12 protein-coding genes are annotated in these 14,447 nt (G+C 68.5%); 4 read left to right on the forward strand and 8 right to left on the reverse strand.

Annotated features, from left to right (window positions below):
* Nucleotides 1–5 precede the first annotated feature (5 nt).
* From ACQZ13_RS10095 to ACQZ13_RS10110, 4 genes are all read left to right on the forward strand, one after another.
* The gene (locus ACQZ13_RS10095) at nucleotides 6–824 is read left to right on the forward strand and encodes an SDR family NAD(P)-dependent oxidoreductase (RefSeq protein ID WP_431051521.1); all 819 of its coding nucleotides are present in this window, start codon (nucleotides 6–8) and stop codon (nucleotides 822–824) included.
* A gap of 119 nt (nucleotides 825–943) precedes the next feature.
* Nucleotides 944–2,062 carry a PA0069 family radical SAM protein gene (locus tag ACQZ13_RS10100; RefSeq protein ID WP_431051523.1) on the forward strand — a complete coding sequence of 373 codons (1,119 nt, stop codon included), beginning with the start codon at nucleotides 944–946 and terminating at the stop codon, nucleotides 2,060–2,062.
* 221 nt (nucleotides 2,063–2,283) lie between these two features.
* Entirely contained in the window at nucleotides 2,284–2,850 is a 567-nt protein-coding gene (locus ACQZ13_RS10105; protein ID WP_431051525.1) for a hypothetical protein, read from the forward strand.
* The gene (locus ACQZ13_RS10110) at nucleotides 2,831–3,253 is read left to right on the forward strand and encodes a hypothetical protein (RefSeq protein WP_431051527.1); all 423 of its coding nucleotides are present in this window, start codon (nucleotides 2,831–2,833) and stop codon (nucleotides 3,251–3,253) included. Before ACQZ13_RS10105 ends, ACQZ13_RS10110 begins: the two co-directional genes overlap by 20 nt.
* Here ACQZ13_RS10110 and ACQZ13_RS10115 read toward each other — a convergent pair whose 3' ends face one another.
* The 8 genes from ACQZ13_RS10115 to ACQZ13_RS10150 form a co-directional block, all read right to left on the reverse strand.
* Nucleotides 3,254–4,954, reverse strand: a complete 1,701-nt coding sequence (locus ACQZ13_RS10115) for a phosphoethanolamine transferase (protein WP_431051529.1) — start codon at nucleotides 4,952–4,954, stop codon at nucleotides 3,254–3,256.
* Nucleotides 4,955–5,061: 107 nt separating this feature from the next.
* The gene (locus tag ACQZ13_RS10120) at nucleotides 5,062–6,675 is read right to left on the reverse strand and encodes a response regulator (protein WP_431051531.1); all 1,614 of its coding nucleotides are present in this window, start codon (nucleotides 6,673–6,675) and stop codon (nucleotides 5,062–5,064) included.
* 245 nt (nucleotides 6,676–6,920) lie between these two features.
* Nucleotides 6,921–8,069, reverse strand: coding sequence for a molecular chaperone DnaJ (gene dnaJ, locus ACQZ13_RS10125; RefSeq protein ID WP_431051533.1), 1,149 nt, complete (start codon nucleotides 8,067–8,069; stop codon nucleotides 6,921–6,923).
* Nucleotides 8,070–8,196: 127 nt separating this feature from the next.
* Complete coding sequence (gene dnaK / locus ACQZ13_RS10130) at nucleotides 8,197–10,179, reverse strand: molecular chaperone DnaK (protein ID WP_431051535.1); 1,983 nt, start codon at nucleotides 10,177–10,179, stop codon at nucleotides 8,197–8,199.
* A 145-nt stretch (nucleotides 10,180–10,324) separates the two neighbouring features.
* Complete coding sequence (gene grpE, locus ACQZ13_RS10135; protein WP_088403645.1) at nucleotides 10,325–10,867, reverse strand: nucleotide exchange factor GrpE; 543 nt, start codon at nucleotides 10,865–10,867, stop codon at nucleotides 10,325–10,327.
* A 206-nt stretch (nucleotides 10,868–11,073) separates the two neighbouring features.
* Nucleotides 11,074–12,423, reverse strand: a complete 1,350-nt coding sequence (locus ACQZ13_RS10140; protein WP_431051537.1) for a hypothetical protein — start codon at nucleotides 12,421–12,423, stop codon at nucleotides 11,074–11,076.
* A gap of 125 nt (nucleotides 12,424–12,548) precedes the next feature.
* Nucleotides 12,549–13,001 (reverse strand): RNA-binding S4 domain-containing protein, encoded by a 453-nt coding sequence (locus ACQZ13_RS10145; RefSeq protein WP_431051539.1) that lies wholly within the window; start codon nucleotides 12,999–13,001, stop codon nucleotides 12,549–12,551.
* 15 nt (nucleotides 13,002–13,016) lie between these two features.
* A complete protein-coding gene (locus tag ACQZ13_RS10150) occupies nucleotides 13,017–14,444 on the reverse strand; it encodes a sensor histidine kinase (RefSeq protein WP_431051541.1) in 1,428 nt (475 codons plus the stop codon).
* Nucleotides 14,445–14,447 lie beyond the last annotated feature (3 nt).

Here is a 14,447-nt window from a genome sequence, read left to right on the forward strand (position 1 = left end):
AACCCATGTCCCGCATCTTCATCACCGGTTCTTCGGAAGGCCTCGGTCTGATGGCCGGACAACTGCTGGCGTCGCAGGGCCACGAGGTCGTGCTGCACGCGCGCAATGCGAAGCGCGCGGACGACGCGCGGCGCGCACTGCCGCAGGTCGCGGCGGTCGTCGTCGGCGACGTGTCGACGATCGCCGGCATGCGTGAGGTCGCCGAACAGGCGGATGCGTACATCGGCGCCTCTCGTGGTGGGCAAGCCGATGTGCCGCTGGATGTCGCCGCCTTCGACGCCGTCATCCACAACGTCGCCGTCGGCTATCGCGAGCCGCGCCGGATCACGACGGCGGACGGGCTCCCGCATCTCTTCGCGATCAACACGCTGGCGCCTTACCTGCTGACCGCGCTGATGCGTCGGCCGAAGCGCCTGATCTACCTGAGCTCCGGCATGCATCACCACGTCGACGCGAATCTCGACGACCTGCTGTGGACGACGCGACGCTGGGATGGCTCGACCGCGTACGCCGAGAGCAAGTTGCACGACGCGATGCTGGCTTTCGCCATGGCGCGGCACTGGCCGGAAGTCGTCAGCAGTGCGCTGGAACCCGGCTGGGTGCCCACGCGCATGGGCGGGCGCGGTGCTCCCGACGACATGGACCTGGCGCACCGGACGCAGGCCTGGCTGGCGGTGAGCGAGGACGCGCAGGCGAAGCGCTCCGGCGCTTACTGGTTCCACCAGCGCCGGCTCGCGCCGAACCCGCAGGCGCTGGACGCGGCGCTGCAGGACCGGCTGCTGGCGCGCTGCGCGGAGATCTCGGGCGTGGCCATGCCGACCTGAGTCGGCGAGCGGCGGCGGGCGGTGGGGATGGTCGCCGCGGCGCCGGGATTCATCGGCCCGGCGCCGGGGCATGCCCATGGACACTGGCGAAAACCGGCAATACTGTATAAATTGACAGCATGCCGCAAGACACCAAGATCGCTGCCCCGCCGCTGTACCTCCAGGCCGATGCGCTGAAGGGTCGCGGCAGCGCGTGGGCGATGCCGCACCGTTTCGAATCGCGCGAGCGCGAGCAGTACGACGACGGCTGGGGCACGCTGGACCAGGAGGCGCTGGAGGAGCACATCGCCCCGAAGACCGAGATCATCGAGGAACACGCGAAGAAGATCGTCAGCGGCAACCAGTCGCCCGACATCGGCTTCGACCTGTCGATCAATCCGTACCGCGGTTGCGAGCACGGCTGCATCTACTGCTTCGCGCGGCCGACGCACAGCTACCTGAACCTGTCGCCGGGCCTGGACTTCGAGACCAAGATCATCGCGAAGGTCAACGCCGCGGAGCGGCTGCGGGAGACGCTGGCCTCGCCCGCGTACAAGCCCGCGCCGCTGGTGCTGGGCACGGCCACCGATGCGTACCAGCCGATCGAGCGCAAGCTCGGCATCACGCGCGCCGTCGTGGAGGTGCTGACGGAGGCGCGGCATCCGTTCTCGGTCGTGACCAAGTCCAGCGGCATCGAGCGCGATCTCGACCTGATCGTGCCGATGGCGCTCAAGCGGCAGGTGTCGGTCTACCTGTCGGTGACCTCGCTGGATCCGGCGCTGTCGCGCATCCTGGAGCCGCGGGCGGCCTCGCCGCAGCGGCGGCTGCAGACGATCCGGACGCTGGCGGAGGCGGGCGTGCCGGTGGGGGTGAGCGTGTCGCCGGTGATCCCGTTCCTGAACGAGCCGGAGCTGGAGCGCATCCTCGAAGCGGCGGCGGAGGCGGGCGCGACCAAGGCCTTCAGCATTCCCCTGCGGCTGCCCTGGGAAGTGGCGCCGCTATTCCACGACTGGCTGCGGCTGCATCAGCCGGACAAGGCGGCGCGCATCATGGCGAGGCTGCACGACATGCGCGGCGGCAAGGACAACGATCCGCGCTTCGGCACGCGCTTCACCGGCGAGGGGATCTGGGCGGAGCTGCTCCAGCAGCGCTTGCGCAAGGCGTCGCAGCGATTGGGCCTGGGCCGCGAGCGGCACCAGTTCGACTTCAGCGAGTTCCGTCCGCCGTCCAAGGTGGTGGGGCAGCAGTCCTTGTTTTGATCGTCGGGTCAACATCGGCTCAGCGTCGGCAAGACCTGGCCCCGCGCCAGCCGATCCGCTGCCGGCCGATCTGGCAATGACCTTCCTCAGTATGCGCAGTGGGAGTGACCTACCGATATCAATATCCCCCGTCGAAACGCCCTTCGGAGGGAATGCGTTTCGACCTCATCACGCAGAGACTGGTAGCCATTGAGTCGAGGACTCGCAATGCAGGAGTGGTGATGACTGTTCAATTGAACGAAGGCCCTGCCTTCCATACATCGGGTCGACTGGTCACGGTGATGGTGCAGCCGATGCCGGTCCCGGACGGGATGACGGAAACCGATGCAGTGATTGATCTGCTGAGGCGCCCTGCGACCTTGTTCGGGTCCGCGCATGATCAACACCTGCCGGATGCGCGGTGCGCCTATACCGCCTGGGACGATCTCCTCCGCCCCTTGCAGATTCTCCACCGCGGAGGCGTCACGGTCACTTACGTGCGGCATCTGCTTCACCTGGCGGCGCATTTCGCGCATCGGCATTCGCTGCGCCGGGCAGGATCTGCGGTGATGGCGCTCTTCGAAGGCGATGGCAACACCAGCCTGCGATACGACATCCCTTTGCGCGCGCCGCGGGATGTGGCCTCTGCCTGGACCAAGGCGTTCTGGGATGAGCTGAACTACGTGGATCTGCTGCAGCCGAACTTCCTGATTCAGTTCACTGACGAGATCGGCGAGATTCCCGCTCCGCGTGCAGTGGCCCGGCAAAACGGAGAATCCGAGCACGACCATGCCGATCACGACGAATGATCTGTTTGCCTTTGCGCAGGTGCTTGGGCGGGAGCGTGCCGAAGTGTGGCGACGGTCTGCAATCAGCCGCGCCTACTACGCGGCCTATCATCGTTGTCGATGCTGGGAGAGGACGATTCCTCTCCTGGGATCAAACAAGGGGCCCGAGGGCGGTCGGCATCAGGAACTGATCAATCGGCTCAAACACCCAGCCTGGGAGTGTGGCGACGTCATTCGCGATCGATCACGGGCGAGCGGCGCTCAGTTGGAGGTCCAACGCCAACGTCGTGTTCAAGCTGACTACGCATTGGACGACGTGATCCCGGACGACGCTGTCATGAATCAGTTGGATCAGGTGCGGGAGATTCTGACTCGTTGCGACGAACCGCTGCCTGCGACCTCCGTCAAGGGAAAGCGATTGTGATCACCCACGCCGGCAAGCGCCCACCCAATCCCAGTCCTTGCGATAGACCGAGGTCTCCACGCCGCTGAGGCTCAGCACCGTGTGATACAGCCCGTCGTGCGACATCGGCGTATCGCGCCGCTGCGTCAGGCAGGCGCTGTCGAGCTTCTGCGACTGCCGCGTCTGCTCCGGCAGCCACAGGATCAGCGGCACATGCTTCTGCTGCTTGGGCGCCAGCGCGTACGGCATGCCGTGCAGGAAGAGGTTGTTCTCGCCCAGCGACTCGCCGTGGTCCGACACGTAGAGCAGGCTGGGATCGAAGCGCTGCTCCTGCGTGCCCAGCCAGTCGATCGCTTTCGCCAGCACATGGTCGGTGTAGGCGATCGTGTTGTCGTAGGCATTGCGGACCTGATCCAGTTCGCACTGCTGCAGCGCGTTGCTGCGGCACTCCGGCTGGAAGGGCTTGCGGTCGTCGGGCGTGCGCAGGTAGTAGGCGGGGCCGTGGCTGCCCATCTGGTGCAGCACCAGCACGACGCCACGCGCGACGCGTTGCGGATCCAGCGCGGCGATGCGCGCGTCCAGGTCGTGCAGCATCACCTCGTCGAGGCACTCGCCGTCGGCGCGGCACAGGCCCGCAGGAATCGGATGATCCGGCCGCGCCGGATTGATCGCCTGCGCATTCGGCACGCGGTCGCAGATCCCCTTGCAGCCCGACTGGTTGTCCAGCCACAGCACCGCCAGCCCGGCGCGCTGCAGCACGTCCATCAGCGTCTGCTGGTTGCCGGGATGATCGACGTACACCTCGCGGCCCAGCTGCGAGAACATGCAGGGCAGGGAGGCCGCCGTCGACGTGCCGCACGAAGCGACCTCGCGGTAGCTCAGCACCGGCTTCGTCGACAGCTCCGGATTCGTCGGCTTTGCATAGCCGTTGAGCTGGAAGTTCTCGGACCGCGCCGTCTCCCCGACCACCAGCAGCACCAGCGGCGGACGCGCGCCCGCAGCGCGCGGCGTGAGCTTCGCATCGGCGGCGACGACCTCCAGCGGTCCCTTGGGTTTCTTCTGCTTCTGCACGGCCAGCGCGGCGCTCGCCCAGATCGCGTTGATCGGGCTGACCATCTTGGTCAGCGCCTTGTTGTTGCGCAGCGTGGAGGCCAGGTCCGCCGTCCGCGTCGCCGCGAGCCCGACACCCAATGCCAGCGCCAGCGCGACGCTCGCGACGTTCCACCCCAGCCGCTTGAACCAGCGCATGTCGCTCAGCCGCTGGCGCCAGATCCAGACCAGCGGGATCAGCGCGATCACCGCGACGTGCGCCGCCAGTCCCCAGCCGATCAGATCGCGCGTCTCGCGCACATCGGTCTGCAGCGCGTTGGTGATCATCGTGCTGTCGATGATCACGCCGTAGCTGCCGATGAAGTAGGCCAGCGGCGCCGTCATCAGCAGCATCAGCGTCAGCAGCGGCTTCACCGCCACGCGCCAGGCGAGCAGGCTGAAGGCGGCGGCCAGCACCATGATCACGATGCCGGCGAAGACGACGACGAAGAGCTTGCCCGAGGCGCCGGCGTAGTCCGGCATGCCCCACATCCGCTGCCACAGCGGCCAGTTGCCGAGCACGCCGATCCACAGTGCGGTCAGCCACGTCAATGCCAGCGGAGAACGGACACGCGTCGTGCGCGCCGTGGCGGCCTCGCGGGTGTGCGAGGTCGAGGAGTCGGAGAACGGCATCTTGTTGTGTCAGGCCGGCAAAAGGAAACCGGCCCTTGTAGTTGTCGTACCTGAAGCTTCCCTGAAGCATCCCTGAGCGTTGCCGCAGCTTAGCCCGGGATGCGCATTCATCCCCGCAAGGCCATGCCGCCCCCACGGGCTGCCTTCAGCCCCTGGCCGCTGGCCTGCACATACCGGCGCTGCAGGTCCTCGATCCGCGGCTCCAGCGCCGCCGGGTCGGTCATCCGCTCCCGGTAGCGCTTGAGCACCAGCGCCGCCATGTCGATCAGCTTGGCGTTCAGCGTCTGCGCGCCTTGCTCCACCAGCAGCTGGACGCCGGTCTGCGCATCGCCGCGCATCGCATGGCGCATCGCCGTCTCGGAGATCGCGAACACCCGCGCATTCGCGTCGCGCAGCAGCTGCGTGCTGGGTTCGTGGCCCTCGGCCATGCTGATCATCACCTCGGTCGCCGACTTCGAGCTGCAGAAGCGCAGGCCGAGCTGGCTCATGAGGCTCTCCATCTCGCTGAGCTCGATGTCCTGCCGCGCCATGCGCACCCACAGCGCCGTCAGCAGGCTGGCGGCCTCGAGGTCGAAGTCCGGATCGGCGGCGCGTTTCGCGAACCGGCGCGCCAGCGTGAGCGCATCCGCCAGCTTGCGGTCCAGCAGCAGCCGCAGGCCCTGCATCAGCACGTCGAAGCCTTGCAGACGCTGGTCGCGCGGTGCGCGCTCCATCGCCTGCATCAGCGCATCCATCGTGTACTTGAGGCCCTTGCTGTCCTTGGCGTCGAAACGCATCAGGGCGATGAGGGCCAGGCTGTGCGCGTCGAACAGCTTCGAGCGCAGGCCCTGCGCCACGCTGCGCTCCAGCATCTTGAGCGCCTCGTCGCGCTGCCCCGCGTAGAAGGCCAGCGTGCCGCAGTGCTGCTGCCGCAGCAGGCAACCGGGCGTGAGCGTCGCGGCGGTGCGGTAGGTCGCGAGCGCGGCATCGATCTCGCCCTGCTCCATCTGCACGCGGCCCATCAGGTCGTAGCTGTCGGCCTGGTCGGGCATGTCGCCGATCAGCGTCTCCAGCGTGCGGCGCGCCGCGCTCAGGTTGCCGCCCGCGACCTCGGTCCGCGCCACGCCCAGCCGCGCCCACGGGACGGTGCGCGCGGCGATGATGGCCTCGTACAGCTCACGCGCCTCGGTGTGGCGCTCCAGGCGCAGCAGCAGCTCCGCGCCGATGCGCGCGGCGTACAGCCAGTAGGTCGCCTTGCGCTGGAAGCGCTCCAGGCACAGGTCCGCGGCGCGGCCGAAATCCTTGGCGTCGATCGCGTCGAAGATGCCCTTGAGCTCCACCTTGCGGTGCCGCGCGTTGGACAGCCGATCGGCCAGCGCCGTGGTCGTGTACGGCTTGACGAGGTAGGCGTCCAGCGCCGCTTCGGCGGCCTCGGCGACCTTCGCGTACGAGGCCTCGCCGGTGACCATGACGAAGACGGTGGAGTAGGGGAGCAACTGCTCGCGCCGCAGCTCGTCCAGCAGGTCCTGCCCCGACATCTCGGAGCCGTCGAAGTAGTAGTCGCAGATGACGATGTCGTAGGGCTGCGTCTCCAGGATCACGCGGGCGTCGCGCACGCGCGTGGTCTGGCGCACATGGCCGACGCCGAGTTCGCGCAACTGCGCCGTCATCAGGCTGCGCGAGTTGGCGTTGCTGTCGATGACCAGCGCCTGCGTCTTGCCCAGCGTTCCCGCGAGCGTCATGGCCGGAGCCCCGACGCGCCGAACCATCCACGCTCGCTGCGTCCCTCGCCATGCGAAGGACGCGCGCATGTGAAAAAGCCCGCCTCCGAAGAGAGCGGGCCGGCAGCACCCCAACGAATTGTGCGAATGTCGTCAACCACCGACCGATTGTCGGCCCGGCGACGACCGCCGGTCCCCCGGGTTTGCGTGGGTGGCCGGCGCGATTCGCGAGTCGTGACGAGGGTTTGCGTGTCGCTGTTGGCGAATTACTTGAAGAGGTCCTTGACCCGGTCGGTCCAACTCTTCGCGTTGGGCGAGTGGCGCTCGCCGCCGTCCTTGAGGCTCTTGTCGAGTTCCTTCAGCAGCTTGCGCTGATGCTCAGTCAGCTTGACCGGCGTCTCGATGCTGATGTGGCAGTACAAGTCGCCCGGATAGCTGGAGCGCACGCCCTTGATGCCCTTGCCGCGCAGGCGGAAGGTCTTGCCGTGCTGCGTGCCTTCCGGCAGCTCGATCTCGGCCTTGCCGCCCAGGGTGGGCACCTCGATGGAGCCGCCCAGTGCCGCCGTCGTGATCGACACCGGCATCGTGCAGTGCAGGTCGTCGCCGTCGCGCTCGAAGATGTCGTGCTGCTTGATGCGGATCTCGATGTAGAGATCGCCCGACGGACCGCCGTTCACCCCCGGCTCGCCGTTGCCGGCCGAGCGGATGCGCATGCCTTCGTTGATGCCGGCCGGGATCTTGACTTCCAGCGTCTTGGTCTTCTTGATCTTGCCCGCGCCGTTGCAGCTGGTGCAGGGCTCGGGAATGATCTTGCCGGTGCCGTGGCAGTGCGGGCAGGTCTGCTGGATGCTGAAGAAGCCCTGGCGCATGTGCACCGTGCCGCTGCCGCCGCAGGAGCCGCAGGTCTTGGCGCTGGTGCCGGGTTTTGCGCCGCTGCCCTTGCAGGTCTCGCAGCCTTCCCACGACGGGATGCGGATCTGCGTCTCCTTGCCGCGCGCGGCTTCCTCCAGCGTGATCTCCATCGCGTAGCTCAGGTCGCTGCCGCGGTAGACCTGCTGGCCGCCGCCCTGGCGACGGCCGCCGCCGCCCTGCTGCCCGAACAGGTCGCCGAAGATGTCGCCGAAGGCCTCCGCGAAGCCGCCGAAGCCTTCGCCGCCCTGCGCGCCGCGGAAGCCCTGGTTCGGATCCACGCCCGCGTGGCCGTACTGGTCGTAGGCGGCCCGCTTCTGGCCGTCCGAGAGCATCTCGTAGGCTTCCTTGGTTTCCTTGAACTTGTCCTCGGCTTCCTTGGCACCGTCGCCCTGGTTGCGGTCAGGGTGGTACTTCATCGCGAGCTTGCGATAGGCCTTCTTGATGTCCTCTTCGCTGGCGTTCTTCGCGACGCCCAGGACTTCGTAATAGTCACGCTTTGCCATGGATCTTCCCGAGAGGGCTAAGGGCCTCAAACCAAAACGCCGCGCGAGGCTGGCGGCCCCGCGCGGCGGCTGTCAGTCGACAGCATGAGCCGTTCGCGATGCCGACCGGGGTCGGCATGCGCGGCGTTTACTTCGAGTCCTTGACTTCCTTGAACTCGGCGTCCACGACGTTGTCGTCGGCCGGCTTGGCCGAGGCCTGCGCACCGGCCGCTTCCGCATGCTCGGCACCGCCTGCGCCCGCGGCACCCGCCGCGCCCGCACCGGCTGCCGCCTGGGCGGCCTGCGCCTCGGCGTAGACCTTCTCGCCCAGCTTCTGGCTGGCGGTCATCAGCGCTTCGGACTTGGCGTCGATGTCGGCCTTGTCCTCGCCCTTGATGGCTTCTTCCAGGTCCTTGACCGCGGCCTCGATCTTTTCCTTCTCACCGGCTTCGAGCTTGTCGCCGTGCTCGCCCAGCGACTTCTGCACCGAATGCACCAGACCGTCGGCCTGGTTCTTGGCCTGCACCAGCTCGACCTTCTTCTTGTCCTCGGCGGCGTTGGCCTCGGCGTCCTTCACCATCTTCTCGATCTCGGCCTCGGACAGGCCGGAGTTCGCCTTGATGGTGATCTTGTTTTCCTTGCCGGTGCCCTTGTCCTTGGCGCCCACGTGCAGGATGCCGTTGGCGTCGATGTCGAAGCTGACCTCGATCTGCGGCAGGCCGCGCGGCGCCGGCGGGATGCCTTCGAGGTTGAACTCGCCCAGGCTCTTGTTGGCCTGCGCCAGTTCGCGCTCGCCCTGGTAGACCTTGATGGTCACGGCGGGCTGGCTGTCCTCGGCGGTCGAGAAGGTCTGGCTGAACTTGGTCGGGATGGTCGTGTTCTTCTTGATCATCTTCGTCATCACGCCGCCCAGGGTCTCGATGCCCAGGCTCAGCGGGGTGACGTCCAGCAGCAGCACGTCGGTGCGTTCGCCGCCCAGGACCTGGCCCTGGATCGCGGCGCCGACGGCCACGGCCTCATCGGGGTTCACGTCCTTGCGCGGGTCCTTGCCGAAGAACTCCTTGACCTTCTCCTGCACCTTGGGCATGCGCGACATGCCGCCGACCAGGATGACGTCGTCGATCTCGCCGACCGACACGCCCGCGTCCTTGATCGCGGTGCGGCAGGGGGCGATGGTGCGCTCGATCAGCTCGTCCACCAGCGACTCCAGCTTGGCGCGGGTCAGCTTGATGTTCAGGTGCTTCGGACCGGTGGCGTCGGCCGTGATGTACGGCAGGTTGACGTCGGTCTGTGACGAGTTGGACAGCTCGATCTTGGCCTTCTCCGCGGCTTCCTTCAGGCGCTGCAGGGCCAGCACGTCCTTGGTCAGGTCGACGCCCTGTTCCTTTTTGAACTCGGCGATGATGTAGTCGATGATGCGCTGGTCGAAGTCCTCGCCGCCCAGGAAGGTGTCGCCGTTGGTGGACAGCACTTCGAACTGCTTCTCGCCGTCGACGTCCGCGATCTCGATGATCGAGATGTCGAAGGTGCCGCCGCCCAGGTCGAACACGGCGATCTTGCGGTCACCCGCGCCGTGCTTGTCCAGGCCGAAGGCCAGGGCCGCGGCGGTGGGCTCGTTGATGATGCGCTTGACGTCCAGTCCGGCGATGCGGCCGGCGTCCTTGGTCGCCTGACGCTGTGCGTCGTTGAAGTAGGCCGGCACCGTGATGACGGCCTCGGTCACTTCCTCGCCGAGGTAGTCCTCGGCCGTCTTCTTCATCTTGCGCAGGACTTCCGCCGACACCTGCGGGGGCGCCAGCTTCTTGCCGCGCACTTCCACCCACGCGTCGCCGTTGTCGGCGGCGGCGATGGTGTAGGGCATCAGGTCGATGTCCTTCTGGACTTCCTTCTCCTGGAACTTGCGGCCGATCAGGCGCTTCACCGCGTACAGCGTGTTGCGCGGGTTGGTCACGGCCTGGCGCTTGGCCGAGGCGCCGACCAGCACTTCGCCGTCTTCCTGGTACGCAATGATGGACGGGGTGGTGCGGGCACCTTCCGCGTTCTCGATGACGCGGGTGGTGTTGCCTTCCATGACCGCGACGCACGAGTTGGTCGTGCCCAGGTCGATGCCGATGATCTTCTTCTTAGCCATGTGGTGCTCCTGAATATTGAAAAACTGCGGAACGGTCAGCGCGGGAGGCCCGGGAGGGTGGTGGGCTGAAACGTCGTTCCGGCGATGCTTCTGATCTGTGGATAACTTGTCCGGGTTCAAGGGCCCGGTTGTTTTTTCGGGGCGCTCATTTCGGGGCGGTCACGGTGACCAGCGCCGGGCGCAGCACCCGGTCGGCGATCAGGAAGCCCTTCTGCAGCACGGTCACGACCGTGTTCGGGTCCTGCTCGGCCGGCACCACCGAGATGGCCTGGTGCTGGTGCGGGTCGAACTTGGTGCCGGCGGCGGGGTTGATCTCCACCACCTTGTTGCGCTCCAGCGCGGACTGCAGCTGGCGCAGCGTGGCGTGCACGCCCTGCAGCACCTGCTCGACGCTGGCGTCGGGCAGGGCGATGGCGGCGGACAGGCTGTCCATCACCGGGAGCATCGCCTCGGCGAAGCCCTCGACGGCGAACTTGCGGGCCTTGGTCGTGTCTTCCTCGCCGCGGCGGCGGGTGTTCTCGACCTCGGCCTTGGCGCGCAGGTAGGCGTCGGACATCTCGGCCAGGCGGCGCTCGGTGTCGGCCAGTCTGGCTTCGAGCGTCTCGGGGACCGAGGCGGCGGCCGCGGCGGCCGCTTGCTGGGTCAGTTCGTCCAGCGTCGGATCAGGATGTTGGTTGTCAGTCGTCATGGTTGGAATGCCCCAATGCGGATGCCCGGCCCCTCTGCGGGAGCGCGGCCGGCCTCTGAAAGAACCAGCGTGCGTCGGGCGACCCGCCGCATCTGGGGCCCATGGCCGGAACTTCAAGAGGGTGATTTTCGCATCCGTGCGCGGGCAAACCTCGCGCCTGATACCGCGACCCGTTTGCGAGGAGGAACGAGGGTGCCGGGACGTCGCTATTCGCCCGGGGCCGGAGAGATTCGCTGACTTTCCAACCGGGCGCGTTCGCGGGCGTTGATGGGCGGCAGGCCCTCGAAGTAGGGACGGACGGCGCAACCCACGCCGACACCCAGTTCCACGGCCTTGCCGGCGCGGTGGATCCAGTTGATCGGGGCCGGGCGCGTGGCCGCACCCGCGACGTTGACGAGGACGCCCAGCCCCAGCAACACCCAGGTCGAGGAAAGGAAGAGCCGCAGGCGGTGCGCAACGCCCAGGCCGATGTTGCCCGCCGCGTGGCGCAGGCCCGTCCCCGTGAAGCGAGGGAGGACGGGCGACGATTTCTTCACCTCGAAGAGGGGCACCTGCACGAGCGGCGCCGGATCGCCGCCGACGTGACCGGCATCGGGCACACGGTGACGCTGCCGAGCCATGGCCACGCCGCCGGCGAGGCCGGTTAGCGCGCCGGCCGTCAGCGACACGCCGGCCGACAGCCCCACGTCCGGCAACGCACCCAGCGGCGCCATGGCGAGCGAGGCGCCCCGGACCGCGTTCAATGCGCCGAAGGCCCATTCGCCGGCGCGTACGTGCGTCCGGCCGTCGATCAGGCCGTGTCGTTCCTGCGCCGCCTGGATCTCCTGGCGGAGCCGGCGCACGCCCTCCGGTCCGTAGGGCGTGCCCGTCCCGTCCAGCAGATCGGCCACGTGGTCCGGCACCAGCTGGGCCGTCGGGAGGGCCGACAGTTGGCGACCGGTCCGCGCCGCGAGGTGGGGCGAAACGACACTGCCCAGCGTCGCCCCGATGGCGCCGCAGATCGACGCGCCGACCCAGCGCACCGTCGCGATCACCGCAAGCTGCAGCAGGCCGTGATCGGTGTTCTGGTCGACGAAGTTGCGGTCGCTGCCCAGCCCCAGCGTCTGCGGCGCGTCGAAGGCGCTGCGCACGCCCAGCTCGGCGATCGCGCCGCCGATGCCGCGACCCAGTCCGAAGCCGCACGCCGCCGCGCAGCCGATCGACACCGCGAGCGCCACGATCGCCCTGAGGACCTCGGTGTCGGCGGGGGTCATCGACAGGCCGGCAAGCCGGATCGCATCGAAGCGGCCGACGGCCTGTCGGCGAGCGGCGTCACGGTCGTGCGATCGGGATCGCGGGTGCGTGTGGATCAGGGCCGGCGACGCGGTGCGCGATCGGGGTTGCGGGACGTCGCGCCCGGGCTCCGCGCTCGCTTCGGCGAGCGCTTCGACGATGTCGTCGACGCCCGCTCCGGCCACCGGATCGGCGCGCTCGTCGATGCTCTCTTCAACGTTCGTCCGCCCGCGCATCGACGACGACGCGTCATGAGACACCGGGCCCATCGGGAGAGGGATCATGTCGTCCTCGCTGGTCAGCCCCGGCGGGACGGGACGTCGCGCCGGCGTCTCCACCGGCGCAGGACGAGGGGGTCAGGCGCGCAGAAGCGTCAGGAGCTCGCGCTGCAGGCCCGGCGGAGGCGGCGTCAGTCCAGGCTCGCGGACCAGCGGTTCCAGTCGGCGAGGCGGCGACGATCCTGCTTGGTCGGACGGCCCTGCTCGATGGCGTCGGCCGGCTCGGGCGCGAGGCGACGGGCTTCCGCAGCGCGCTCGCGCGCCGCGATGCTGTCGGGCGTTTCCTCGTACAGCGCCTGCGCGACCGGTGCCGGACCGCGCACGCCGCTGATGCCGGCGACCTTCACCTCGCGGTCGATCTGGCCCTGGCGCAGCTTCACCACGTCGCCCACGCGCACCTCGCGCGAGGCCTTCGCGGCCTGCCCGTTGACGGTCACGCGACCCTTGCCGATCTCGTCGACGGCGATCGAGCGCGTCTTGAAGAAACGGGCGGCCCAGAGCCACTTGTCGAGGCGCACCCCGCCGGCAGCGGAGGACCCGGAAGCAGCGGACGAGGCGGAAGAGGAGCGGGCGGAGGAAGACATCTGGATCGGATTGTCCTATGCGGTCGACGAATCGGCGGATGGTGCCGCCGGCAGCCGGACGACGGCGTCCAGGCCCTGGATGACCCCGTCCCGCTCGCGGTTGTCCAGCGTCAGTGTGCCGACGAGCGAGCCGACGATCTCCCGGCAGATGGCAAGACCGAGGCCCGACCCGCCGCCGCTGCCGGCCGCGAACGGTTGTCCGAGCCTGGGCCTCAGTGCCGCGGCGATGCCGGGGCCGCTGTCGGCGATGCGCAGTTCGACGCCGCCGTCGAGTTCCGCGCGGCTCGTCACCCGCAGTTCCAGCCGGCTGCCGCGCGGGCAGTGGCGCAGCGCGTTGTGCAGCAGGTTGCGCACGAGCTCCCGCAGCGCCCACGCATGGCCGCGCACCGGTGCGGGTTCGGTGAAGAGCTCGAAGTCGAGTTCCGCGTCGGCGATCAGCGGCGCCAGGTCGAGCGCGACCTCACGCACCACCTCCGCCAGGTCCAGCCGCGGCGGATCGCCCTGCTGGCGCAGTTGCTCGACCTTGGCCAGCGCCAGCATCTGGTTGGCGAGCGCGGTGGCGCCGTCGACGGTGGCGCCGATCTCGTCGATCGCCTGCGTCAGCGGGAGGTCGCCGCGCCGCGCCGATTGCACCTGCGCCTTGAGCACCGCCAGCGGCGTGCGCAGCTGGTGCGAGGTGTCTCGCACGAAGCGCTTCTGATGCGCGAACAGCCCGGACTGCCGATGCCAGGCTTCGTTGATCGCGACCACCAGCGGCGCGAGTTCCGCCGGCACGCCCGGCATCGGGATCGGGCTGAGGTCGTCGTCCGCGCGCGCACCGATCGAGCGGCTGAGCTCGCGCACCGGCCAGGTGGCGAAGAGCACGACGCCCCAGACCACGATGGCGATCACGGCCAGCAGCGCGGCCTGCCGCCACAGGGTCGAGATCAGCACCTGCCGCGCCAGCGTGCGGCGGATCTCCAGCGTCTCCGCGACCTGGATGGTCGCCACGCCCAGGCCGGCCTCGCCCGAGACCGGCTGCTTGAGCACCGCGACGCGGACTTCCTCGCCCTGGTAGACGTCGTCGTAGAAGTCGACCAGCGCCGCATACGCGCCGCGCGCGGGCAACTTGCCGTGCCACGCGGGCAGGTCGTCGAAGCCCGACACCCATTCGCCGCGGAAGCCCGTGACGCGGTAGAACATGCGGCTGCGATTGTCGGCCTCGAAGGCCTCCAGCGCCGCGTACGGAACCTCGGACACCAGGTGCGGATCCTCGCGCGTGCCGTGCACGTCGAGCTGCTCGCCGATGGTCTTGGCCGAGGCGAGCAGCGTGCGGTCGTAGGCCGTGTCGATGGCCCGCAGCGCGTCCTCGTAGAGCCGGTGCGCGTTGGCCCCGATCAGCAGACCGACGGGGACCAGGATGCCGACCATCAGCCGGCTGCGCATCGAGGACAGCTTGAACACGCC

This window comes from Roseateles sp. L2-2 (assembly GCF_050613215.1).
Lineage (GTDB): Bacteria > Pseudomonadota > Gammaproteobacteria > Burkholderiales > Burkholderiaceae_C > Roseateles > Roseateles noduli.